Raw genomic sequence first — 24,413 nt, forward strand, 5'->3', positions numbered from 1 at the left:
TTTAAATGTTTGATTTAAACCCTAAGGGACTCTGAAGCCCCTTAGGGTTTTCTATTCTAAGATTATTGCTTATTCCTTTACCATAAGTTCAGCATTATTAGCAAAAAGAACAAAATAAGGATTCAGAGATTGTGTTTTTTTCAAAACTACAAAAAATGGTTTGTCAAAACGCATTTTTTTTGGCTTTGGTAATTCTTCTTCTAATGCTTCTGCTGTTACTTCAATTCTTGCTTCGCTTTTAATTTCTGCTCCTTTTTCATCTAAAATAAAAGCTGTTCTTTGCCAAGCTGTCGTAATTACATAATTATTTTCTGAAGTTTTGATTTTATTTCCTTCTATATTTGAATAATTCGTTTCAATATTAAAATTAAATTTTGGAATAACTACTTCATCTTCATCTTGCAAATAATATTTCCAGTATTTACTTTCATTTTTTTGCTCTTTTTTTCCTAGTTTTCTATTTTGTTCTAACTCATTATTCATTTGAACAAAGTTTTTAAATTGCTTTTTGGTCTTGAATAAAATGATTTCGTGCTGCTGGTCTTTCGGCAAAAGTTTGATTACAAATTCATCATCGTTCTTATAATAAAGAATATCTATTGTTTTATAAGCATTTTTTCCTCCTCCAAAACTACCAAAAGAAGCTACTTTTTTTCCTTTAAAAGTTAGTTCATTATGAAAATTTTTCAAATCAAACTCAAAAGGTAAAGATTTATCAAATTCTGCTTTTGCTTCTATTCTATCTCCTTCTACATTTACAGAAGAAGAATATTCATCAGCATTCAATACATTTTTAAAAGAAGTCGAATTATGAACTAAAACCAAATCTTGTGAATTTTCTTTACTATTTATTTGCAAAGGAGATTTTATAGCCTTTCTAACTTCATCCCACGTATACAAAAGTGTAACACAATAAACAGCGTTTTTATCTTTAGAAATTTTGTTTTCAAGAGTAGGTAAAAACTCTGTTTTTGGAAATTCAGATAGCTTTTTTACTTTCGGAAATTCTCTGTTATCATTGCATCCACAAAAAATCACAAAAATAAAAGAGAAAAGAATAAGATTTGATTTCATAAATGATTTTTTCTAAAAAATGAAATTCATAATTCACCACTCACAATTCATCATTCAATATTTCCCCCATTCATCCATTCTTCTACCTCTCGTTCTTTTTGCTTCTTGAGTGTGTCGTATTTTGGAGAAAACTCTTCATAGTATTTTGGCATATTCAACCTCAAAAATTCTTTTGAACGTTCGGCATAATTATCTAATCCTGCATCTAAAGCCTCCAAGGCATAAATTTCATTTGCTTTAGCTGAATAAGGAAAGGTTTCTACTACTTGAAAAGCAACTTTATAGGCTTTGTCTTTCAGATTATTTCGTTTGTAATATACAATTGCTTCTTCCAAAATTTCAAAATCAAAAGGAAGTCCTGCAATTGCTTTCTGCATTGCATTTCTAGAACGAGCAGTATCTCCTAATTGCTCAGCAAAAAGAGCTGTATAGAATTGTTTTTTAGCTTTTTGGTATGCACGAGTAGGTTTTAGATTATCCAAAATAGAAACAGAAGAAAGCAATTTATTATCCTTCCAAAGTAATTCTAAATCGATAAGTTGGAAACGTTCAAGCGTTCTGAATTCTAATTCTTCTGCGCTAAGTTGTGTAGCTGAATTTCGCCAAACTAATGCACTTTGTAAATCTCCTCGTTTTAAATCAAATTCTATTTTATCCAAAACTACTTCTAGTTTCAAGTTTTGATTTGTCATGGTTTGGAGCTTTTCAGCAAATTCTTTTGTGCCTTCTTCTCCTATCAAATATGGAATTTGGTAATGGAAATAACGTCTTTTTGCATCTTCATCTAAAGAATCAAAATTTATTTTTTGGTTAGCGTCAGCTTGTAGAGTCAAATACATTTCGTTTGCTGTTGCCTGAAAAGGATGTGTTGCTGTCGTATCCCAACCTCTCCACATTTGAAGAGCTTCTGTTTTGTCTTCTTGATAACGTACTTTTTCGGAAATTGCAATGGCTTCATACAAATTATTTAATCCTCTATTCATCAAATAGGCTTTATTAAAATACAAACTTGCTTCATCGTATTGTTTGTGTTCTAAAAACCAAAGTCCTAATAAATGTTTGTACTGTGAAGACGAATTTCCATAAGCCGTATCTAAATATTTTAGTGTAATAAAAGCATTATAAACATCTCCTAATTTGTATTGATTGACAGCCTTTACCAAAAGCATAAAAGGAACATGTTCTTGATTTGCTAAAACCTGCTCTCTATTTTTGATTAGTTCTACAATTGTGCTATCTATTTTTTGATTAGCTTGTTCGTCTGCTACTCGCTGATTGAGCAGTCCGTAGTGATAAACATAGAGTAAATCTTCCGTCGTCCAAACTGAATCTTGAACTAGCTTTTCATTAAAATTAATATCTGTATTTGAGTTTAAATTAGCTTCTTTTTTATCTAAATCAAAGAAGCGTTTTTGATATAAAATTTTGTTTGAAAGTGCGCCTGTATTGTCTTGCGTTTTGATGCGTAATTCTAAAGAGTCTAAGGCTGTATAATTGTCCGTCAGTGCATTTAATGTCCACCAGTTTGTTTCCAAAGTAGATTTTGCTTGCTCAGAATCAGCGTATTTTTTGACTTTCTCTAATTCTCTAGCCAAAGAATCATTGTTTTGTAAACCAAAACGCTCAATAGAACTAAAAATCAAATTATTTTTTAGTTGTGGACTTTCTGGAAACTCAGCCGAACCATTCAGAAGGGTATAATAAGATTGGTCTGCATTATTTGTTCTGAGCATTAAATCCGAAACTGCTGTATATGTATAAGGCGATGCTGTACGTTCGGATGCAATTCTTAAAAAAGAAAAGGCTTCTTGCCAATGATATTGACGCAATGCAATTCCTGCCATTCCCCAATATCCTTTATGATTTGTATAAATTTTCTGAAGAGCAGATTTATAATTTATTTTCGCTAGTTGATAGGTATCTTCTACTTTTTTATCTCTCTCTTCAATTTCTTGTAATGTCAGATTGCTTGTAATTCCATTTCCTATTGCATTTTCATCTACTCCTTTTTTATTTAAAGCATCTGCTTCTGATAAGAAAACATCTCCAATTCCATTCAAATAACCTGCTTGTGCTTGATTGTAATGAATAAAATTATGGCGATAAAATAAAAGGGTAATTACAATTCCAGCTACCAAAGCTGTATAACTCCAATCTACTTTACGAGGTTGCCATAAAAGAGGATAGGCTTGAAGGCTTTTTTCTAAAAGCTCACTAAAATTGATAAATATGTAAATGAAGAAAGCGAGCGCAAAACCGATATTTGAATAAATAATTATGTCTGAAAAAATATCAATTAAAGGGTCATTATTAGTAGAAATGGCATACATAATTGTCGAACAAGCAATCAAAGCCCAACCGATATACAAAAGCAAACCCACAGGACGAGCATCAAAAAACTTTTTATAATGCGCTTCTCTACCTACAAAACCCCAAATGCCTAGCACAGTCATAATGATAAAAATCACAAAAGGAGGAATATAAATAATTTCCCAAGTAATGCCATGAATACTGAAAAGATAAGAATAAACCATGTGTAGAAAAAATATTCCACTGACGATAGCAAAATGGGTCAAGGTACTATTTGAGCCATCTGCACCACGAGAAACTAGCCAATATAAAGCTCTAGGAATTTCGTGTCCATTAAAAATAATAAACAAAAATGTCAAAATAATAGGAACTACAATACCATAGTTTGCTAGAAAAAACACTGGATTACTGAGTGTGTTGAGTTGAGAATCCACAACAAACCCAATTCCGATAGCCAAAGCAGAAATAACTAAAAAGCGAACAAGCAGAGAACCTTTTGCAAAAAATTGAAACAAGAAAGTAACCACTCCAAAACTCAGAAGAACGACAATAAACCAAGTCTTTTCATTTCTAAAATCCATAAGTCCTTGAATGCCAGCTAATCCATCAATAGAACAATAACTCAAGAAAATAGCAAAAACAAAAAGCACAATTCCGTACCAATGAACACGCAAATAGGTTGCAGCAGTCAAAATTAAAACCCACGCAAAGGCAACACTAAAAGCAAAAAGGTTTGCAGCCGAATAGTTTAGCTGGAGAAAAGAAGTTGAAAAAGTCTTGTTAAGCAAATAACCATCTACTTCTGCAATAAATGGAAAAAAGATATGTTGAAAGCTATCAATTTGAAGAGGAACAGTAGTAAGTTCGCCATTGGAAGTCCATTCGAAAACGGCTTTTTCTCCCAACATAAAGGCATACAAATAAGCTCCCAAAGCAACAAAAAGCGCAAAAATAGAAAGTGTACACAAAATACGCTCTGCTAAAGACCATTTTCTCCAAAAAATTAGGTTTTTCATAGGTTGATTATGACGTGGTTTTATATCTTTTGTCAAAGGCAAGCCTTTGACCTACGAAGTATTTTATCTTTATAAACGAATATTATTTTATAAATTGTGCTACAAATTTAGTCAATTTAATTTTTTAACTTGAATTAATCTTAACTTTTCGCCCAACTCTCAAACTCCTCAATAGAAAGCGTATTCAACGTTTTTTTCTTCAAAAGTCCTCCTTTTTGTGCTACTCTTACGCCCCATTGTGTATCTTTCAAACCTTCAATAGAATGTGCATCAGGACTAATACAGAGCCAAACATTTTTTTGCATCGCATAATCAATCCATTTCCAATCCAAATCTAGGCGATGAGGATTTGCATTTATTTCTATGGCTACATTATATTCTGCACAAGCATCAATTATTTTTTTGTGATCTATTGGATAACCTCCTCTTCTCAAAAGCAACCTTCCTGTTGGATGTCCTAAGATTTTTGTATATGGATTTTGAATAGCTTTTAATAGTCTTTCAGTTGCTTTTTCTTCGCTCATTCCCAAAACCGAATGCACAGAAGCAATCACAACTTCAAAACCTTTGAGCGTATTTTCATCATAATCCAAACTTCCATCATTCAAAATATCGGATTCTATTCCTTTAAAAATACGAAAAGGAGCTAGTTTTTTATTTAACTCTTCTATTTCTTGCCATTGCTGTTCTACTCTTTCTTTATTAAGTCCATTTGCATAAAAAGCAGATTGAGAATGGTCAGAAATTACTAAATACGAATGCCCCAAGGCTTGTGCAGCAAGAGCCATTTGTTCGATACTATTTTGTCCGTCGCTGTAAGTTGAATGATTATGAATTGTTCCCTTCAAATCTTGAAGTTGCAAAAGGTCGCTTTGATTATTTTCTGTTATCCATTTCCATTCACTATTATTATTTTCCAAAGTATTTAATCCGTTTCTTAGTGGATAAGGAATAAATTTTGAACCTATTTTTTGATAAATTTCTTCTTCCGAATTTGCCTTTTGATAAGAAGCCGAAAGCAAAGAACTTTCCAAATGATTCGGATTATTTGAAGAATAATTTAGGTGAGATAGTGAAGACGATTCTCTCAATAGTTTTCCATAATAATTTTCTTTTTCTGTAAGATGAATTTCTAAATTCAAATCAATTTCATCAAAATTTCCTTTCCATAAAAAAGGCGAACTATTTTTTGCATCAAAACTTATTCCATCTAAATTATTCAAAAATTGAAATACTTCTTTAGTCGTTTTTCCATCTTTCAAAATGCTTACAAAAGAAATTGTATCAATAACAGGTTCGTGTCTTGCCACTTGCCCTGCTGCACTTATTTTTTCTATGAAATCTTGTTTTTCTAAATTTTGAAGAATATAATCTGAATATTTAAAAGCAATATTGATGCGCTGTTTTCCTTCTTGTTTTTCTAAAAATTCTATCTGATTCGCAATATTTTCGGCTGTCTTTTTTCCAAACCCTTTTGTTTTTTCTAACGAACCATCTTTAGCAGCTTGGTATAAATCTTTTACTGTTTCAATTTCTAATTCTGTCCAAATAACACGAACTTTTTTTGCTCCCATTCCTTTTATATTGAGCATTTCGAAAACTCCTGCTGGCGTTTGGCTGGTCAGTTCATCTAACTCTTTAAAACTTCCATTTTCTAGAAGAGAAAGAATTTTTTCACTCATATTCTGACTAAAACCTAAAGCAATAAGTTCTTTTTGAGATAATTCGGCAGCTACTTCATTTAGATTTTCCAAACGAGTAGCCGTTCCTGTATAAGAACGCACTTTAAAAGAATTTTCGTCGTGAAGTTCTAGTAAAGAACCTGTCAGTTTGAAGGCTTGAGCGAGTTGTTTGTTAGTCATTTTTTGGGTAGAGATTAATCAAAGTCGTCGGTGAGGACACCGACAACGGCTAAGAGGCAAATTTGAGTTTTCTGACACTTGAAAGTGTCTTGACAATAGTTTCTACAAAGATACTAAAAACTATAATTTAAACCCTAAGGGTCTTGGAAGCCCTTAGGGTTTGAAAGTTATTTTTCCCACTCAAACCTACCTACTTCAACTTCTACTCCCTCATCGCCTGCTTGTAATTGAAATACAATTTCTTTTTGAGTTTGATTTTTAGAGCCATAATTGAAATAAACGATTGCTCTCAGCGTAGATGCACCTACTATTTTTTGGGTTCTGTCATCATAAAAATCTACTTTTATAATATACTCTCCCTCAATAGCTTCTTTCAAAATATATTCTTCCGAACCGTAGCCATCTATCATATCTTCAATCATAAAACCACCATTTTGAGTTCTGCTATTCCAATAATTGCAGGTTTCGCCAGTAGGTTCGATTATCCACAAATCAATATCTGTTTCAAGCGTATTCCAATCCAAAATAACACGCACATCGACAGGCATATTTTTGAATAAGTGCTTTTTTTGTTCTTCTTCCAGTTCTTTCGCTATTTTACTATTGATTTTTGATAAATCTAATTTGTCTTTATGTAGCTCAATCAAGCTAGAAAACTCTGAAAAAACGATAACTTTAAAAAGAGGAAAAAGGTCTTCTAAGGTATCCCAGTTTTCATCTTCTTTATCAAAATCCATTATCAAAACTTCATAAAATAAATCTAATGCTTTTTGATAATCGCCATTTTTTTGATGCGCTAAAGCCAAATCTCTATACGAATGAGGTTCATCTGGACGTAATTCTTTTACTTTTTCAAAAAGAAAAATAGCCGTTTCCATTTGTCCTAATTGGCTATATTTATAACCTAACATTTTCAAAAGCTCATAATTTTCTAGCTCTAGCTCTACAACATTAGAAAGGATTTGTAAGCCTACTTCTTCCTCTCCATTTTGAATAAAATAACTTCCCACACTCAAGAAAAAAGAAGGTGTAGAAGAATAATTTTCTTTGAGTAAAAGATAGGTTTCAAAACGATTATCTTTTGTAGCATTTTTGATAGAATCCATATAGGGTTCATCAGCACTCCATTCTTTTACTACTAACTCTGTGATTTCTTGACTTTGTAATTCAAGCTGTTTTGTAACAGAATCGGGTAGTAAATAACCATTTTTTGCAGCTTCTTTTGTGATAATTAAAATTACACCATTAGCACCTTTATTTCCATAAAGCGTCATTCCTTGCTTTTCTTTTAGAAGAGTTATGGTATATATTCGACTAGGATCAAGACTAGCATTTTCTTTTTGTTCTGCAACAACTCCATCTATTACATACAAAGGTTCTATACCACTACGAGTAGATGAATTACTTTTTAAAGTTACTTGTGTAGAGTTTTGATTGCGAGAACTTGTAACCTCTAAACCTACTATTTTTCCATTCAAAAATTGAATTTCTTCTGAAATAGTTTCTTTTACAGCAACAGAATAACTCAAACTTTGGCTTTTTTCCTCAACTGCCATACCAGTAACAACCACCTCTTGCAAACTTCCACTTGAAAGAGTTACATCAATGTTGCTTCGGTTTGCTATGTTTTCTTCTACGGTTTTATACCCTATAAATCTAAAAACGAGTACATCTTTCTCACTACAAACAATAGAATAATTCCCTTCCATATCTGTTTGTGTCCCTATTGTTGTTCCTTTTATTTGTACCGTTGCCCCTGGTAAAGCTCCATCTGCAGAAATAAGAGTTCCTTTTATAGTTTTATTGCGTTCATAGCCTAAAATCTCACTTTCATTATCTGAAATAGTTTGATTTTGAGTAGTTTGACTTTCGGTTTCTTCACTAGAGTTATTTTCTTCCTCCTCAGTTTCTTCTTCTGTTTCTTCTACATTTTCAGTTGTTGCTTCTGTTGTAGAATTTGTATTGGTTTCGGTATTGCTTTGAGAAGTAGTTGTGTTCGTTTGACTTGTTTTCTTGGGTTGTTCTGGTAATGAATCTTTTTTGTTTTCTGTCCACCATTCTATTTTTTCTTCATAGTCTGCAAGAGCTAATTTGATAATTTCACTTTCTGTACTTGCTATTTTTTGCGTTTTTTGAGCTAATAGTTTTTCATACTCTTCTTTTAGTTCGGCTGGTGGAGAAATTTCATATCTGACATAATCTTCTATTCTATCCAAAACGATAAGCGAAGTATAAGGCGTAATCAAACTATATTTTTTGGCTACTTCAATGATTTTGGTTTTATTTTGAATAGAATTTAATGACAATTCATCTACTTTTTTGTTTGCCCAAATACGCTGAATAGAGGTTGAATTATAATTTTTGGGAATTGTTATCTTTCTAGTTTCTAATACCTGTTTTCCTATTCCAAACTGAATTTCTATTTCTGTATCTTTAGTCGATTTTATTTGTCCTGCTAAAGAAAAAGTTTTGTCTCTTTGTAGCGTTTGAGGTGTTTGTGGATAAACTTCGCTTACTATTCTGTTTTTATATTTTGCGCCCAAAAACTGATAATTTTGAGATAAAAGAGCTTCTACGGCTTCTTTTTCTGTTTCATAAGAAAGATTGATATAATTTCCTCCTGTTTTTTGGACTAAAGAATTTAGAAAAGGAGCATCATTTGTTCCACTAGAAACAATAGTATAAATAGTTTGTAGATTATCTTTTTTAATAGGAAAAGCTGTTTCTGAATAAGATAGATTTGAAATTCCATCCGAAAAAAGAAGGATTTCCTCTTGGTCTAATTTAGGGAAATCAATGGCTTTTAAATCTGTTCCTCCGTCATAAACTACGCTTTCTAATTGCTCTTTAATTTTTATAATTTGATTTTCAAAATTAGATTCATTTATCAAAAATTCATTCTGACTGACTATTCTATTATTGAATAAAATTAATTTTATTTTTAATGAATTATCTGATTTTTTTGAGCTAATTGTTTCTAAATACTTTTTAAGAAGTGCTATTTCTTTTTCTGTATTTCTTTCTTTGCTAGAAGTCGAAACATCCCACAAAACAGCCATAGAAGAAGGCATTTCTTTTTCTTTTTGAATGACAGTAGGAATCAGATTAATATAAAAATAATCATTTTCTGTATTCTTGTCACTGTTTTTCTCTCTAAAAATCTTTTCATTTATTTCTGTTGGAATCTCAAAACTAAAAATACCTGTGGCATCAAAATTTTTCTTTTTAGAATCTGTGATATATGAAGTTTGCCATTTTTTAAATTTAAAATTAGAAAGCTGATTTTGCTTAATTGTTGGCTTTTCAATTTGATTAATAACCTCTACTTTCAAATCAAACTCTTTTACTTTTCCATATTTCAAATTCATTTGATACAAAGGTACTTTGCTATCTTGTAGTTCTTCTTCATATCCTATCAAAATTATTTTTCGTCCTTTTGCAGGAATAGGATAAACTCTCGCTTTATAATTATTTCCAACTGTCATTTCTAATAAAGCTGGGTCAATTTCTTGCCTGACTACTCCTTCAAAAGCTCGCCTTCCCAATTCTTTTTCTACTACTACGCCTTCTCTAAGTTTTCCATTCAAATCCATTGCAAATCTGAAAACACGTTGATTATCGGCAAGTGGGAAATTTAATTCTCCCTCCAAAATTCTATCATTTGGATTGTAAAAAGTAAGTTTTGTTACTGTTGTGGCTCTGTTTCCTATAATTTCTACTTGAATAGAAATGTTTTCTAAATAAATAAGTGCGCTATCATTTTTGATTTTTAGAATCGATAAATCGCCCAAATCATTTGATTGTTGAGAAAAGACAGAAGTTAAAGCACAAAAGTAAAAACAAGCAAAAAAAATAAAGTTGTGTAAATAGTATTTTATCATAATTAGTTTCATTAGTGAGAAAGTGTAAATAAATCTTAAAAAACCTTTACGATGAGTTTTATAAGAAATGTTGCAAAGCTGGTTTTATACTTTATTAATTACTGTCACAATATTTGACCTAAAACAAAGATAAATCACATTGGCAAGATTTTTTCCTTATAGTTTTTGTTAATTTTGTAGATTTAAAGATTGGATTAAAATTGATTCAAAATTCATCCTTATACCAAAAATCACCTCATTTACTTTATATATAGAATTTTATGAAAACTCGTTTTACAGCTACTCATATTTTTTCAGTTTTGCTTTCTGCTTTAGGATTAGCAATTCTGATTTTGGGAAGTGGTTTTTTTCCTGCTTCTTTTGATAAAGAATATACTACTTTAGAAACCACAAAAGTATATTCGAATTATTACACTTTTTTATTACCTTCTCATCTGCTCAAAACTAAGGAAGATACAGCAGGAATGGTCTTTGTAAAAGGTAGTATTTTTAATATGGGAAGTACGGTTTTTGAAAATGAAATGCCTATTCATGAAGTTGATTTAGATGATTTTTATATTGGAAGATATGAGGTAACAGTAAAACAATACAGAGAATTTTGTGATGCCACAGGAAGAGATATGCCAAAAGAACCAATGTGGGGATGGAATGATACACATCCAGTAGTAGGCGTAACATGGGATGATGCTAGTCAGTATGCAGAATGGGCAGGCAAAAGATTACCAACAGAATCAGAATGGGAATATGCAGCACGAGGAGGATTAAAAACTCAACATTATACCTATGCAGGCGCAAATTACGCAGAAGTGGTCGGGTGGTACGAAGGAAACTCAGTAGAAATGGTACAACCTGTTGGATTAAAAAGACCTAATGAATTAGGAACATATGATATGTCTGGAAATGTTTGGGAATGGTGTTCTGACCATTATGGACGTTATCGCCAAGGACGTGAAAAAAATCCTAAAGGAGTTCCACAAGGTTTGAATCGTTGCATCAGAGGAGGAAGTTGGTTTGGAAACAAAGGAAATCTACGTACAGCAAATCGTTATTACAACCCTCAAGGTTTTGGTAGCAACTTGATTGGTTTTAGAGTAGCAATGGATAAATAATTCAGTTATCAGTTATCAGTTATCAGTTATCAGTTATCAGTTATCAGTTATCAGTTATCAGTTATCAGTTATCAGTTATCAGTTATCAGTGTGAAACTACGTTTCTCTGATTTTTAGTATAAATGATGCTGTTTTTTAGTGAGAAAAATTTGTAGTTAGCTTCGCTGCTTTGGCAGGTCGTAATTCGTAATTACTTACTGGTAATTGATTTGATTTCCCAATGAGATGCGTCTTCGAAAATTCCCCTTTTGGATTGTTCAAAGGCTTTTCTTGCTTCTCCATAATTTTGGGTTCTTTTATAAAGTAATCCTAAAAGAAAATAATATTTAGAACGTGTTTCATTATCTAGTTTTGGGAAGTTTTTAAGTGCTGTTTGTATAATTACTATTCCTTCTTTGTCTCTATTAGTTTTATAGTTAGCTATTGATTCCAAAAAATAAACTTCATGTCTATTAGGTTCTAAACGCAAAGATGAATCAGCTACTTTTATAGCTTCATTGTAGCGTTTTTCATACACAAATAGACGAGTGAGGTCATAATAATAAGCTGCATCATGAGAAAGTTCTTTAGACAATTCTATCTTTTTCTTGATATGATAAATTGCATCTGATTTATCTGTATTTTGGTCTTCTACTTTATTCAAAAAAATTTGTGCAGAAGAATAATCAGGCTTTATTGTGAGAGCTGTTCTAAGATAGCGCATGCTTCTATCAAAGTCATACATAAAAAAATAAGCATAACCCAAATTATAATAATATTGAGGAGCTGTATTTTCTAATTCAGTTTTGAGTTTTTCATCTTTTATTCTAGCATAATAGGTCGTCATTCCATCAAAATCCTGTAAACGAAAAGCACAACTAGTATAAATAAAAGCAGCTTTCTGAATAGGATAAGCATTCGAATTAGTCTTTTCTAAAATAGATTTTGTAAGTTCTTGAGCATCTTCATATTCTGAATTTTGATAGAGAATATTTGCTAATGAAAGTGCAACAGGAGGAGGAATATTATCTATATCTTCAGATTCAAAATACTCATCGGCATACTTTATAGTTTCTTCATCGAATTTTTCAGCTTCATCAGAAAGAATAATAATCCTGCCCAAAATTGTATTTTTTTCTTGTTCTTTGGAAGCAGGAACATGAGAGAGAGCCATTTCATAATAAGAAAAAGCTTGTGAAATAGAATCTACTTTTTCATACAAAAATCCCAGTCTATAATTTGCTTCAAAATTAGTTTTATCTATTTTGACAGCTTCTTTATAAAGTTCAACAGCTTTAGGAATATTTTTGAGTTGTTCCAAATAAAGTCCTGTATAATAAAGCAACTCCGTATTTTTAGAATCAGCATTTAACTCTGTTTTGAGAAGATTTAATCCATCTTGAGGATTTCCCTTTTGAGCCATTTCGACGGCTTTGGTATAAACTTCTGGTTGAGCCTTAGCAAAACCAAAAATAAAAAGTATGAAGAGAAAGCTACAATTTGCAACTATTATTTTAAAAATTGAAGTGTTTTTTTTCATACTTTTTATAGCTTAGAAATAATTACGAATGTAATTTGTAATTGATTTATAAATGGTTTATCGTTTAATAATAATACTTTAATTGATTTCTATTCCTTCATAGATTCACATGTATTTTTCTGTAAAGGTAATTCTGAAATTAATTTATCACTCACCACTTATAACTTACCACTAAATGAGATTATTTAATTTCGAAATTTAACATTTTTTTCTCTCTTATAAAACCTTCCAATTTATCTCCAATATTTACTTTGCCTACGCCTGCTGGCGTTCCTGTAAAAATAATGTCGCCTATTTTGAGAGTAAAGAACTTAGAAATATACGCTATTATTTCATCAAAGTTCCAAATCATTAACTCATTATTTCCCTTTTGGCGTGTTTCTCCATTTACGTCCAAATGAAAATCAATTGAATTTATGTCTCTAATATCTGAAAGTTCTAGCCATTCTGAAACAGGTGCAGAGCCATTAAACCCTTTTGCAATATCCCAAGGAAGTCCTTTTTCTTTTGCTTTGGATTGCAAATCTCTTGCTGTAAAATCTATTCCTAAGCCAATTTTGTCATAATAAGAAGCTGCAAATTTTTCTTCAATGTGTTTTCCTTCTTTACAAATTCTCAAAAGTAATTCTACTTCATGATGAATATCGTTGCTAAAATCGGGATGATAAAACGCATCGTTATTTTTAAGAATAGCTGTATCTGGTTTTAAGAAAATGACTGGCTCTGTTGGGCGTTCGTTTTTGAGTTCGGCGATATGGTCTGCATAATTTCTGCCAATGCAAAGAATTTTCATGTGTTTTTTATTTTGAAGTGAGTCTATTAAAATGTAGCAACGAATTAGTATATTTATTTCATACAAAAATACAAAATCAAATTTTCTTTTTTAAACAAGATTTTGATAAGGAATAAGAATTAAATAAACTACTATTTTCAAACATTCAATTAACTGGTAATCAATAAATTAAATTTGTAATTGTTCCTAAGTCATACACTGGTATTACAAAAATTTTGAGTTTAATTAAGATAATAAATTAAAATTTGTATTTTAGATTAATTTACCAAAACATATAACTTAAAAATCACTTTTTCACAAACACTTATATATATTTTTATGGGAGATTTGAATGTACGAATAGCAGATAATCAGCTTGACCTCAATGAATTTACACGATACTTACTCAAAGATATTCAGGCTCTTGATTTGATGCTCAAAAAAGACTGCTTCGATAACGAGCAAATGCACATTGGAGCAGAACAAGAAATTTGTCTGGTAGATGACCACGGAAAACCCTCTGCCACTTGTTTAGAAGTTTTGGAAGAACTAAATCATGATAGTTTTACAACCGAATTGGCTCGTTTTAATGTAGAATGTAACCTAGAACCTCAACCTTTCAAGGGTGATTGTTTTTCAAAACTGGAAGCCGAAACAATCAGTTTACTAAAGGCTTTAGAAAAAGTTACTAAAAAACAGGATATCGATTATATCTTGACAGGAATATTACCAACAATACGAAAATTTGACCTCACTACTGACAATATTACGCCATTAGATAGGTATTATGCGCTCATGAATTCCCTCAAAAAATTGCGAGGAAAGGAAACTTACGAACTAAAAATTGAAGGAATTGACGAACTAAATACTTTACACGATACAGCATTAGTAGAGGCTTGTAATACCAGTTTTCAGGTTCATTTGCAGATAAAACCTGAAGAGTTTGTATCAAAATATAATGTTGCTATGGCTATTTCTGCACCTATTTTGGCAGCAGCTTGCAACTCTCCGATGCTTTTTAATAAACGTCTTTGGAGTGAAACCAGAATTGCACTTTTTCGTCAGTCGGTCGATACTCGTATTTCATCAGAACATTTGCGTGAACGCAGTCCTCGTGTGATGTTTGGCAATAAATGGCTCAAAGGTTCAATTTTAGATTTATATCGTGAAGACATCATGCGTTTTAGAGTTTTACTTACAACTGATATTGATGAAGACGCTTTAAAGATGGTTCAAGAAGGAAAAACACCAAAGTTGCGTGCCTTGAATGTTCATAATTCGACGGTATATCGTTGGAATCGTCCTTGTTATGGTGTAAGTCCGAATGGAAAACCTCATTTGAGAATTGAAAACCGTATTCTGCCAGCAGGTCCAACTGTGGTAGATGAAGTCGCAAATGCAGCTCTTTGGATTGGTGCTATGAATGCCTTTGAAGATACTTATCCAGATGTAACTGAAATAATGGATTTTGATGATGCTCGTGCAAACTTTATGAATGTGGCTCGTCACGGTCTGCGAGTAGATGTAAAGTGGGTAAATGGCAAAAAAATGAGTGTTAAGGATTTACTCTTGGACGAAATAATTCCGATGGCAAGAAAAGGACTACAAAAAGCAAATGTCGATCAAACAGATATTGATAAATACATGGGAATTGTTGAAGCTCGTGTAAAATCCGAACAAACAGGCTCTAGTTGGATGTTACAATCTTATTCTAAGCTCATTAAACAGACCACAAAAGAAGAAGTAATGACAGCCATTACGGTAGCCATTGCAGCCAAACAAAAAAGTAATCAGCCCATTCATACATGGAAACTTGCCACTATTGAAGATATTTCAGATTGGCAACCTTCTGATTTGTTAGTAGAAGAGTTTATGGATACTGACCTTTTTACGGTAACTGAAGATGATGTTCCCGAATTTGCAGCCGATATTATGGACTGGCAACGCATTCGTTATTTACCTGTTGAATGTCGTGATGGTGTTTTGGGTGGTTTGGTTTCTTCTCGTCTTTTGCTGCGTCATTTCAACTCTCAACAAAGAGATATAAAAAATAATATAACAACAGTCAAAGATTTGATGATAACTAATGTACATACTGTTTCACCAGAAGCCAATATTCATGAAGCCATGGATTTGATGCGAAAACACAAAGTAGGTTGTTTGCCTGTCGTGGCAAATAATAATCTAGTTGGAATAATTACAGAAGCTAATTTTTTAAATATTACAGCTAGTCTTTTGAAACGAATTGCAGAACGAAGAAGAAAACGCAGAGAACAAAATGAAAAAAATGAAAAGCTCAAAAACTCTTCACAACCTCAAAATATAAAAGATAGAGAGATTAAAATAGAAGGCATAGATTCGCTTAGAAATGTTTTGGCTGGAGAAGAGGAGGAGTAGAAACAAAACCCTAAGGGGCTTTAAAGCCCCTTAGGGTTTACTTTTTCAAAAAATTCTTTTATTGATGAATTAAAAAAAGAAATTTTAGGTTACTTTTAAATAATCAAAAATCTCATTTAGCAAACTAGTGTAATTATGTGTTATTCAGTCTATATCGCAACAAATCAAAAATTAGAAGAGGGAAGTTTTGTACCCAATGAAACAGATATATTTTTTTCTAAAATTAGTGATGCAGAAGAAGTACATCTACGCTCTAAATTTTCTAAAGAGAATATTTATTATGTAGGTTCAGATACAAATTGCTCTTGTGGGTTAGCTTTCGATAGTAGTGATTTTGAAAATCCAAAAGAAGAAATCAATAAAAAATCGCCTGCAAAATTTATTGAGTTTTTACAAGAAACAACATTAATAGAAAGTGTACAATGCTATTGTTGTTGGGAAGGAGATGAAGGGGCTGATATTGAAAATTATAAAGACATAAATATTCAGAAAATTTCATTTAAAAAAAATTATTTCAGCTTAGAAGAAAATGTACGTATTACTTTTATCAAAACCTATGAACCAAAACTAAGAAATGAGATAGTGAAAATTCTGCAAGAGAATGAACAAGGAAGTCTATTAAAAGCTATAAAGTTTTTGAGAAACAAAACAAAATCAGGCTTAATGGATGCTAGAATCTATGTAGAATATCTAGCTATTGATTTGAAAAAATCAGAATAGATTATTTTATCAACTTTAAAATCAAAAACAAAAAATGTCTCAACTCACACCCAAACTAGAAACCGAAGTAATCAATCTTATCAAACAAAACAGATTGATAGAAGCTGTCAAATTAGTAACATTGAATACAAAACTAGGCTTGAAAGGCGCAAAAGAGTATGTCGATGCTTTGAAAGCTAAACTATGAGATTAAATTATAAGCTATAAAAAAATAACCTACCTAAAAACCCCCACCAAACGATAATAATCCATCATTGTAATACGAAAAGTTTCTCGTTCTTTTTCAGTATTCAAAATTGGGATTTCATCAGGTAACATATAAAACTCATGTTTGTCTAAAAGACTGTTGTACATGCGTGTCGCAAATTCATATTGTGTATCGACGTGTCCTGCGATATAAAAAAGTGTTCCTTGTGCTTTTGTTTTTGGGTTTTTCCATCTGATTTTGAGTGTGTCATTTTTATTTTCATCAAAATAATCTTCAATATATTTATTTGGGTCTGTGATGATATAGGCTTTGTCTTTGTCCCACAAATAAACAATCGTCATATTCAAAACAGGAGCTAAAGTATCTTTATTAGCATCTTCGTGTACATAAATTTCTCTTTTGAGTTTGGGTTCATCTTTTTTGTCATAATCCAAACTTCGCATATTTTTAAAAAATAAAACTGAATTTTGAGTAGTAGAATTTTTTGGTTCAGTAGGAGAGACTCGCTTTTCTTTATCAGGATTACAAGAAAAAAAGAAAGTTGAGAGAAAAAGAATCAGAAAAACATATAAAATAGACTTCATAGAGTAGATAGAATGGATTAGCTTTTAAAATTCAACTTTTTGTTTCCAAAATGGTTTTATGTAGTTTAAATTTTGGTGTTTGTAAAAGAACAAAAAATTAATTTGAGATTAATTTCAAAAAAATTCTTCAAATAAAATCAAAATATCGACCTTTGTAAAAATACACAAACTATTGAAAAATAATATGAGATTGTGAGAATGTAGAGGGAATAATGTGGAGAGATTTCTCGTTTATTAAATAGCTATCTATCCATGCCAAAACTAAAATCAACAAAAAAAACGAATATAAGTAAGGGAAAGAAAAATAATATCGTACTTTTGCAACCCTTTTCGTTTCACAGTTTGTTGTTACACTATTCATTTACTTTTTAAAGACCAAAAGTCTAATTAAAATCTGATAAACGTTTTTTAAACAAATACAGGGCTGTTTTTTGCGCCCTTTTATATAAATATCAAAATCATTTTCTATGTCAAATACACCATCTAAAGAACTTTTACACGAACCTTTACTTGCAGAAAACCCAAATCGTTTTGTCCTCTTTCCTATCAAACACGACGATATTTGGCAAATGTACAAACAAGCTGAGGCAAGTTTCTGGACTGCTGAAGAAATAGATCTTTCCAATGACATGAAAGATTGGGAAAATATGAGCGACAACGAACGTCATTTTGTAAAACATGTCCTTGCATTTTTTGCTGCTTCTGACGGAATTGTAAATGAAAACTTAGTAGTTAATTTTATGAAGGAAGTACAGCTTCCAGAAGCTCGTTGTTTTTATGGTTTCCAAGTAATGATGGAAAATATCCATGCCGAAACCTATTCACTTCTTATTGATACCTATATAAAAGGTACAAAAGAAAAAGATTATTTATTCAATGCACTAGAAAACTTAGATTGTGTTGCCAAAAAAGGAGACTGGGCTTTGAAATGGATTGAAAGCGATAATTTTGCAGAGCGTTTGGTTGCTTTTGCTGCTGTTGAAGGTATCTTTTTTAGTGGTTCTTTTTGCTCTATTTTTTGGCTCAAAAAGCGTGGCTTAATGCCTGGATTGAGTTTTTCGAATGAGCTTATTTCTCGTGATGAAGGTTTGCACTGTGATTTTGCGTGTCTGCTTTACAACAATTACATTGAAAATAAACTTCCAAAAGAACGTATCATCGAAATTATTACAGATGCTGTAAAAATTGAACAAGAGTTTGTAACAGATGCCATTCCTGTAAGTTTAATCGGAATGAATGCCGATTTGATGAATCAGTATATTGAGTTTGTAGCAGATAGATTATTAGGCGAACTAAATTGTGAAAAACAATATGGCAGCCATAACCCATTCCCTTTTATGGAAATGATTAGTTTGCAAGGAAAAACAAATTTCTTTGAAAAACGTGTTGCAGAATATCAAAAAGCAGGCGTCATGAACTCAAATGACGACTCTCCTAAGTTCTCTTTAGATGAAGATTTTTAATATCTTTTAGTTATCTAAAAACGGATAAAAATAAAATACACGTATGAAAAAAGCCTTTCAAAAAATAAATTTTGAAAGGCTTTTTGTTTTATATAAATTCAGAATTAACCTACTGTTTCAGTAGTTTCTTCATCTTTTTCTAAGGCTTCTAAACGCATACGGTTTATTTGTGCTTCAGTACGAGTAGACTGTACATTCTCATCAGCTAACGAATTTTCAAGTTTGTCATACGTTTTCTCATCATAAACAATAAGATCTTCGTATTTACGCAAACCTGTACCTGCAGGAATAAGGTGTCCTACAATTACATTTTCTTTCAAGCCCATCAAATCATCAGATTTACCACGTATAGAGGCTTCACTCAATACTTTTGTAGTCTCTTGGAAAGAGGCTGCTGACATGAAGCTCTTCGTACCCAAAGATGCCTGTGTAATACCACGTAATGTAGGTTTAGAAACTGCTGGCTGTGCTTCACGCACTTTAGCAACTTTCATATCTCTACGACGCAGACTAGAATTTTCATCTCTAAGTTCACGAGCTGTCAGAATCATTCCTACTTTAAGTTTGGTAGATTCTCCTACATCAGTAACGATTTTCTTGTCCATAAATGAATCATTTTCTGCACGAACTTCAAATTTATCTACAATTTGGTTCGGTAAGAAATATGTATCACCTGGATCGATAATCTCTACTTTTTGCATCATTTGGCGAACGATTACCTCAATATGCTTATCATTGATTTTTACACCTTGTAAGCGATATACATCTTGGATTTCGTTAGTCAAATACTCTTGAACAGCCGTAGGTCCTTTAATAGCCAAAATATCTGCTGGAGTAATTGCACCATCTGAAAGTGGCATACCTGCTTTTACAAAGTCATTTTCCTGCACAAGAATGTGCTTAGAAAGCTGAACCATGTATTTTTTGATAATACCGTCTTTCTTAGATTCTACAAAAATCTCTCTGTTACCACGCTTGATTCCACCATAACTTACAATACCATCAATTTCTGATACTACTGCTGGGTTAGAAGGATTACGGGCTTCAAAAAGTTCGGTTACACGTGGAAGACCACCTGTAATATCTCTACTCTTAGAAACTGAACGAGGAATTTTTACCAAAATCTGACCAGCTCTAACTTGCTGACCTTCTTCAATAGAAAGATAAGCACCAGCAGGAACGTTACTACTTGCTCCTTCTCCTTTTGCATTTACAACAGTAAGAGTTGGATTTCGTGTTTTGTCTCTACTTTCAATAATTACTTTCTGACGGTAACCCGTTTGCTCATCTGACTCTTCTTTATAAGTAATACCTTCTTCAATACCTTCAAATTGAACTGTTCCATCTTGTTGAGAAAGGATAACAGCATTAAAAGGATCAAAGCTATATAAAGCATCGTCTTTTTTGACTAATTGTCCATCTTTTACAGTCAAGAATGAACCGTAAGGAACATTGATAGAAGCTAAAGTTTTAGAAGGATTATCAACATCGATGATACGAAGTTCACCAGTACGTGACATAACTACTTTTGCTTTCTTGCCATCTTCATCAAGTGTATCTATTGTTTTTATTTCTTCTAAAACAACTTTACCTTCTTTTTTCGCCTTAATAACTGGTTCTGCTGCAATGTTAGAAGCAGTACCACCTACGTGGAAAGTACGAAGAGTAAGCTGTGTACCAGGTTCTCCAATAGATTGTGCAGCAATTACACCAACTGATTCTCCCTGCTGTACTAATTTTCCAGAAGCAAGATTTCGTCCGTAACACTTAGCACAAACACCAATGCGAGTTTCACAAGTAAGTACAGAGCGTATTTCTACAGCTTCTACACCTGCTTCTTCAGCACGCTTAGCAGAAACTTCATCTATAAGTTCGCCAGATTCAATAAGAATTTGTTCTTCATTTTCAGGATGGAAAACATCATGCAATGATATTCTACCCAAAATACGGTCAGAAATTGATTCGATAATCTCTTCCTGTTCTTTGAGAGCTGTTACTGTCAATCCACGTAAAGTTCCACAATCAGTTTCGTTTACAATAATATCTTGAGCAACATCTACCAAACGACGAGTAAGGTAACCAGCATCAGCAGTCTTAAGGGCTGTATCTGCAAGACCTTTACGAGCACCGTGAGTAGAGATAAAGTATTCCAAAACATCTAATCCTTCTTTAAAGTTAGAAAGAATAGGGTTTTCAATGATTTCACCTACTGAACCTTGTAAGTTCTTTTGAGGTTTCGCCATCAGACCACGCATACCACCTAACTGACGGATTTGCTCACGAGAACCACGTGCGCCTGAGTGCATCATCATGTAGATAGAGTTGAATCCTTGTTCGTCAGTTTCTAACTGCAACATCAACTCATCTGTAATTCTACGGTTTACTTTTGTCCAAATATCAATTACTTGATTGTAACGTTCGTTATCAGTAATCAGACCCATGTAGTAGTTTTGCGTAATTGCTGCTACTTCATCTTTAGCTTCTGCTACTAAACGCTCTTTATTTTCTGGAACTGGAATATTATTGATACCAATAGAAAGACCACCTCGGTAAGCTTGATCAAAACCTAAGAATTTAATCTCGTCTAAGAATTCGGCAGTACGAGCCATACCGACTTGCTTAACAATTTTAGAGATTACCTTTTGAAGTGTTTTTTTACTTAATAATTCATCAATATAACCAGATTCTTCAGGAACACATTTGTTAAATAAAACACGTCCTGCTACTGTTTCGATAGTTTTATATTCTAACTCTCCTGTATCCTCATTCAATACTTTTGTACGAACGAAAATATAGGCATGTTTAGATATAGCTTTATGATTGAGAGCCATTACAACTTCCTCTTCTGAGTAAAAGCGCATGCCTTCTCCTTCAATTTTCAATTCTGGAATACTTCTTCTTCCTTTTGTCAAGAAATATAGACCCAAAACCATATCCTGTGAAGGTACAGTAATCGGACTACCACTTGCAGGAGAAAGAATATTATGAGAAGCAAGCATTAGTAGAGAGGCTTCCAAAACAGCTTCTTGTCCCAAAGGAACGTGAACAGCCATTTGGTCACCGTCAAAATCGGCGTTAAATGCCGTACAAACTAACGGGTGCAACTGAATTGCTTTTCCTTCAATAAGTTTTGGTTGGAATGCTTGAATACCCAAACGGTGCAATGTAGGAGCACGGTTGAGGAGAACTGGATGTCCTTTCAATACATTTTCCAAAATATCCCAAATAACTGGGTCTTTTCTATCAACAATTTTCTTAGCTGATTTTACTGTCTTTACAATACCACGCTCAATAAGTTTGCGAATTACAAACGGCTTAAATAGCTCGGCAGCCATATTTTTAGGAAGACCACACTCATGAAGTTTGAGTTCTGGACCTACCACGATTACCGAACGACCCGAGTAATCAACACGCTTACCCAAAAGGTTTTGACGGAAACGTCCTTGTTTACCTTTGAGCATATCTGAAAGTGATTTTAACGCACGGTTTCCATCACCACGAACAGCGTTTACTTTACGAGAGTTATCGAAAAGAGAATCAACAGCTTCTTGAAGCATACGTTTTTCATTACGTAAAATTACTTCAGGAGCTTTTATATCTATCAATCTTTTCAGACGATTGTTACGAATAATAACACGACGATACAAGTCATTCAAATCCGAAGTTGCAAAACGTCCACCATCAAGTGGAACTAAAGGACGCAATTCAGGTGGAATAACAGGTACCATTTTGATAACCATCCAAGATGGCTCATTCGGAACATTTCTAGATTTGGCATCACGGAATGCTTCCACTACACGCAAACGCTTCAAGGCTTCTGCCTTACGTTGTTGTGAAGTTTCGTTCATTGCAGCAGCACGCAAATCATACGAAAGTTGATCTAAATCTAAACGGATTGGGTCAAGAAGCATAACAATTGCTTCTGCTCCCATTCTTGCGATGAATTTTGTTGGATCACTATCATCTTTTTGCTGATTTTCACGAGGTAATTTGTCCATAATGTCCAAATATTCGTCTTCAGTCAAGAAGTCTAAACGTTGCAATCCTTCATCTTCTAATGGACCAGGTTGTACTACAGCATAACGCTCATAGTAAATAATTTGGTCTAATTTTTTGGTTGGTAGACCGAGCAAGTAACCTATTTTATTAGGCAATGAACGGAAATACCAGATATGCGCCACAGGAACAACAAGTTGAATGTGTCCCATGCGCTCACGACGGACTTTCTTTTCCGTTACTTCTACGCCACAACGGTCGCAGATAATTCCTTTATAGCGAATTCGCTTGTACTTTCCACAATGACACTCCCAATCTTTAACAGGTCCGAAGATACGCTCACAGAAAAGACCTCCCATTTCGGGTTTGTAGGTACGATAATTAATCGTTTCTGGTTGAGTAACTTCTCCGAACGAACTATTAAGAATAGATTCTGGAGATGCCAAGCTGATAGTAATTCGCTTGAAATCGTTTTTTAACTTTCTGTTCTTTTGGAACGACATGGGCGATGCAGGTTTGGATTTGGAGTAACAATCAACAAAGGTAGGAAAATATTTTGAAAAATCCTTTTTTTATAAGAAATATTTTTGTAGTTAGGATGATTTTTGAATTCCTTGAGAAGAATTTAGTTTTTTTTAGAAAACCAATTCTACTTATTGCTTTCTAATTGGAAATAAGAGGGTTAGCTTTGAACTAGATGTGGGGAATAATAGAAAACATATTAGATTTGAAACTAAATACATAATTTTGTGGTGTTGTAAAAAGTATGATAAGTTATTTGGTTGTTGGTGTCGCTACGCTAAAAAACCAACAACGGCATGGAAGCTCAATCATAGAAATGATGAATGACTACAAAAACACGGATTGTTTTTTTATTAGAATCAACTAAATCTACTTCTTCCTATCATTGAAATTACGTAGTAATCTTTATTGTGTAAATTTGCATATAATTTTAAACCAAGTTAGTAGAAAATGATACAAAAAAATGCTTTTACATTTTCATTGCTTTTTATCTCTAGTTTATTGCTCTTGTCTTCTTGTAGAAAAAAAGATGCCGATAGAAAAAAAGAATTGAATGAAATTCTGACTATTGTTCGTGAGTTCAAACATGTTAAATATGTAGAAATTTGCTCATTAAATAAGTATACTGGGAAATATACCATAGCATATGACTCTCTTTATTCTTTCACTCAAGACGAAGTGTGTATTAATTGTAAGAAAAAAACATTCGATAAAATAATTTTAAAAGTAGAAGGAACTCAAAACCTGTCTTCTAAGCTTTATTTTATAGATTTTGTACAAGCAGTTTATTACGAAAAACAAGAAGATTGGTTAAGAGTTTGGTTTCACAAATTTCCATTTTTTGAAAAAAATGAAAAAGGAGTAGATTTTAAAGAGGGAAAATGGAGAGAATTTATACTGGAGAATGATGAGATAATTTACCTAGAATAAAACCACCTTCAAAACTTATCCCACCTAAATATTCTAAAACATAACCATTT

General features: G+C 32.6%; 14 protein-coding genes. 6 read left to right on the forward strand and 8 right to left on the reverse strand.

The window, feature by feature from the left end; genetic code table 11:
• Positions 1–69 precede the first annotated feature (69 nt).
• The 4 genes from V9L04_RS04675 to V9L04_RS04690 all read right to left on the reverse strand — a co-directional run bounded on the left by V9L04_RS04675 (position 70) and on the right by V9L04_RS04690 (position 10,143).
• Positions 70–1,074, reverse strand: a complete 1,005-nt coding sequence (locus V9L04_RS04675; protein ID WP_338792918.1) for a hypothetical protein — start codon at positions 1,072–1,074, stop codon at positions 70–72.
• Between the two features lie 50 nt (positions 1,075–1,124).
• Complete coding sequence (locus V9L04_RS04680; protein ID WP_338792919.1) at positions 1,125–4,400, reverse strand: hypothetical protein; 3,276 nt, start codon at positions 4,398–4,400, stop codon at positions 1,125–1,127.
• Positions 4,401–4,540: 140 nt separating this feature from the next.
• Entirely contained in the window at positions 4,541–6,262 is a 1,722-nt protein-coding gene (locus V9L04_RS04685; RefSeq protein WP_338792920.1) for a PHP domain-containing protein, read from the reverse strand.
• Positions 6,263–6,429: 167 nt separating this feature from the next.
• Positions 6,430–10,143 carry a VIT domain-containing protein gene (locus tag V9L04_RS04690; RefSeq protein ID WP_338792921.1) on the reverse strand — a complete coding sequence of 1,238 codons (3,714 nt, stop codon included), beginning with the start codon at positions 10,141–10,143 and terminating at the stop codon, positions 6,430–6,432.
• Positions 10,144–10,403: 260 nt separating this feature from the next.
• On the opposite strand from V9L04_RS04690, the gene V9L04_RS04695 reads away from it, so the two are divergent.
• Positions 10,404–11,252 carry an SUMF1/EgtB/PvdO family nonheme iron enzyme gene (locus V9L04_RS04695; protein ID WP_338792922.1) on the forward strand — a complete coding sequence of 283 codons (849 nt, stop codon included), beginning with the start codon at positions 10,404–10,406 and terminating at the stop codon, positions 11,250–11,252.
• 190 nt (positions 11,253–11,442) lie between these two features.
• Here V9L04_RS04695 and V9L04_RS04700 read toward each other — a convergent pair whose 3' ends face one another.
• Both V9L04_RS04700 and V9L04_RS04705 read right to left on the reverse strand, forming a co-directional pair.
• The gene (locus tag V9L04_RS04700; RefSeq protein ID WP_338792923.1) at positions 11,443–12,771 is read right to left on the reverse strand and encodes a tetratricopeptide repeat protein; all 1,329 of its coding nucleotides are present in this window, start codon (positions 12,769–12,771) and stop codon (positions 11,443–11,445) included.
• Positions 12,772–12,952: 181 nt separating this feature from the next.
• On the reverse strand, positions 12,953–13,564 hold the full coding sequence (locus V9L04_RS04705) for a fumarylacetoacetate hydrolase family protein (RefSeq protein WP_338792924.1): 612 nt from the start codon (positions 13,562–13,564) through the stop codon (positions 12,953–12,955).
• Positions 13,565–13,882: 318 nt separating this feature from the next.
• On the opposite strand from V9L04_RS04705, the gene V9L04_RS04710 reads away from it, so the two are divergent.
• The 3 genes from V9L04_RS04710 to V9L04_RS04720 all read left to right on the forward strand — a co-directional run bounded on the left by V9L04_RS04710 (position 13,883) and on the right by V9L04_RS04720 (position 16,847).
• Positions 13,883–15,940, forward strand: a complete 2,058-nt coding sequence (locus tag V9L04_RS04710; RefSeq protein WP_338792925.1) for a CBS domain-containing protein — start codon at positions 13,883–13,885, stop codon at positions 15,938–15,940.
• Positions 15,941–16,075: 135 nt separating this feature from the next.
• A complete protein-coding gene (locus tag V9L04_RS04715) occupies positions 16,076–16,660 on the forward strand; it encodes a hypothetical protein (protein WP_338792926.1) in 585 nt (194 codons plus the stop codon).
• A gap of 34 nt (positions 16,661–16,694) precedes the next feature.
• Positions 16,695–16,847, forward strand: coding sequence for a hypothetical protein (locus V9L04_RS04720; RefSeq protein ID WP_338792927.1), 153 nt, complete (start codon positions 16,695–16,697; stop codon positions 16,845–16,847).
• Positions 16,848–16,876: 29 nt separating this feature from the next.
• Here the strand turns inward: V9L04_RS04720 and V9L04_RS04725 are convergent, their stop codons facing one another.
• Complete coding sequence (locus V9L04_RS04725; protein ID WP_338792928.1) at positions 16,877–17,452, reverse strand: hypothetical protein; 576 nt, start codon at positions 17,450–17,452, stop codon at positions 16,877–16,879.
• Between the two features lie 467 nt (positions 17,453–17,919).
• Between V9L04_RS04725 and V9L04_RS04730 the strand changes: the two genes are divergently transcribed.
• The gene (locus V9L04_RS04730; protein ID WP_338792929.1) at positions 17,920–18,915 is read left to right on the forward strand and encodes a ribonucleoside-diphosphate reductase small subunit; all 996 of its coding nucleotides are present in this window, start codon (positions 17,920–17,922) and stop codon (positions 18,913–18,915) included.
• Positions 18,916–19,019: 104 nt separating this feature from the next.
• Here the strand turns inward: V9L04_RS04730 and rpoC are convergent, their stop codons facing one another.
• Positions 19,020–23,414: a DNA-directed RNA polymerase subunit beta' gene (gene rpoC / locus V9L04_RS04735; protein WP_338792930.1), complete on the reverse strand. Its 4,395-nt coding sequence runs from the start codon at positions 23,412–23,414 to the stop codon at positions 19,020–19,022.
• Between the two features lie 469 nt (positions 23,415–23,883).
• On the opposite strand from rpoC, the gene V9L04_RS04740 reads away from it, so the two are divergent.
• On the forward strand, positions 23,884–24,363 hold the full coding sequence (locus V9L04_RS04740; protein ID WP_338792931.1) for a hypothetical protein: 480 nt from the start codon (positions 23,884–23,886) through the stop codon (positions 24,361–24,363).
• Positions 24,364–24,413 lie beyond the last annotated feature (50 nt).

Origin of the sequence: Bernardetia sp. MNP-M8 (assembly GCF_037126285.1) — a bacterium.
In the GTDB taxonomy this organism is placed as follows: Bacteria; Bacteroidota; Bacteroidia; order Cytophagales; family Bernardetiaceae; genus Bernardetia.

Bases quoted from the DNA above. Each gene is read 5' to 3' on its own strand.
- V9L04_RS04675 (WP_338792918.1), bottom strand. From the start codon at position 1,074: ATGAAATCAAATCTTATTCTTTTCTCTTTTATTTTTGTGATTTTTTGT.
- V9L04_RS04680 (WP_338792919.1), bottom strand. From the start codon at position 4,400: ATGAAAAACCTAATTTTTTGGAGAAAATGGTCTTTAGCAGAGCGTATT.
- V9L04_RS04685 (WP_338792920.1), bottom strand. From the start codon at position 6,262: ATGACTAACAAACAACTCGCTCAAGCCTTCAAACTGACAGGTTCTTTA.
- V9L04_RS04690 (WP_338792921.1), bottom strand. From the start codon at position 10,143: ATGATAAAATACTATTTACACAACTTTATTTTTTTTGCTTGTTTTTAC.
- V9L04_RS04695 (WP_338792922.1), top strand. From the start codon at position 10,404: ATGAAAACTCGTTTTACAGCTACTCATATTTTTTCAGTTTTGCTTTCT.
- V9L04_RS04700 (WP_338792923.1), bottom strand. From the start codon at position 12,771: ATGAAAAAAAACACTTCAATTTTTAAAATAATAGTTGCAAATTGTAGC.
- V9L04_RS04705 (WP_338792924.1), bottom strand. From the start codon at position 13,564: ATGAAAATTCTTTGCATTGGCAGAAATTATGCAGACCATATCGCCGAA.
- V9L04_RS04710 (WP_338792925.1), top strand. From the start codon at position 13,883: ATGGGAGATTTGAATGTACGAATAGCAGATAATCAGCTTGACCTCAAT.
- V9L04_RS04715 (WP_338792926.1), top strand. From the start codon at position 16,076: ATGTGTTATTCAGTCTATATCGCAACAAATCAAAAATTAGAAGAGGGA.
- V9L04_RS04720 (WP_338792927.1), top strand. From the start codon at position 16,695: ATGTCTCAACTCACACCCAAACTAGAAACCGAAGTAATCAATCTTATC.
- V9L04_RS04725 (WP_338792928.1), bottom strand. From the start codon at position 17,452: ATGAAGTCTATTTTATATGTTTTTCTGATTCTTTTTCTCTCAACTTTC.
- V9L04_RS04730 (WP_338792929.1), top strand. From the start codon at position 17,920: ATGTCAAATACACCATCTAAAGAACTTTTACACGAACCTTTACTTGCA.
- rpoC (WP_338792930.1), bottom strand. From the start codon at position 23,414: ATGTCGTTCCAAAAGAACAGAAAGTTAAAAAACGATTTCAAGCGAATT.
- V9L04_RS04740 (WP_338792931.1), top strand. From the start codon at position 23,884: ATGATACAAAAAAATGCTTTTACATTTTCATTGCTTTTTATCTCTAGT.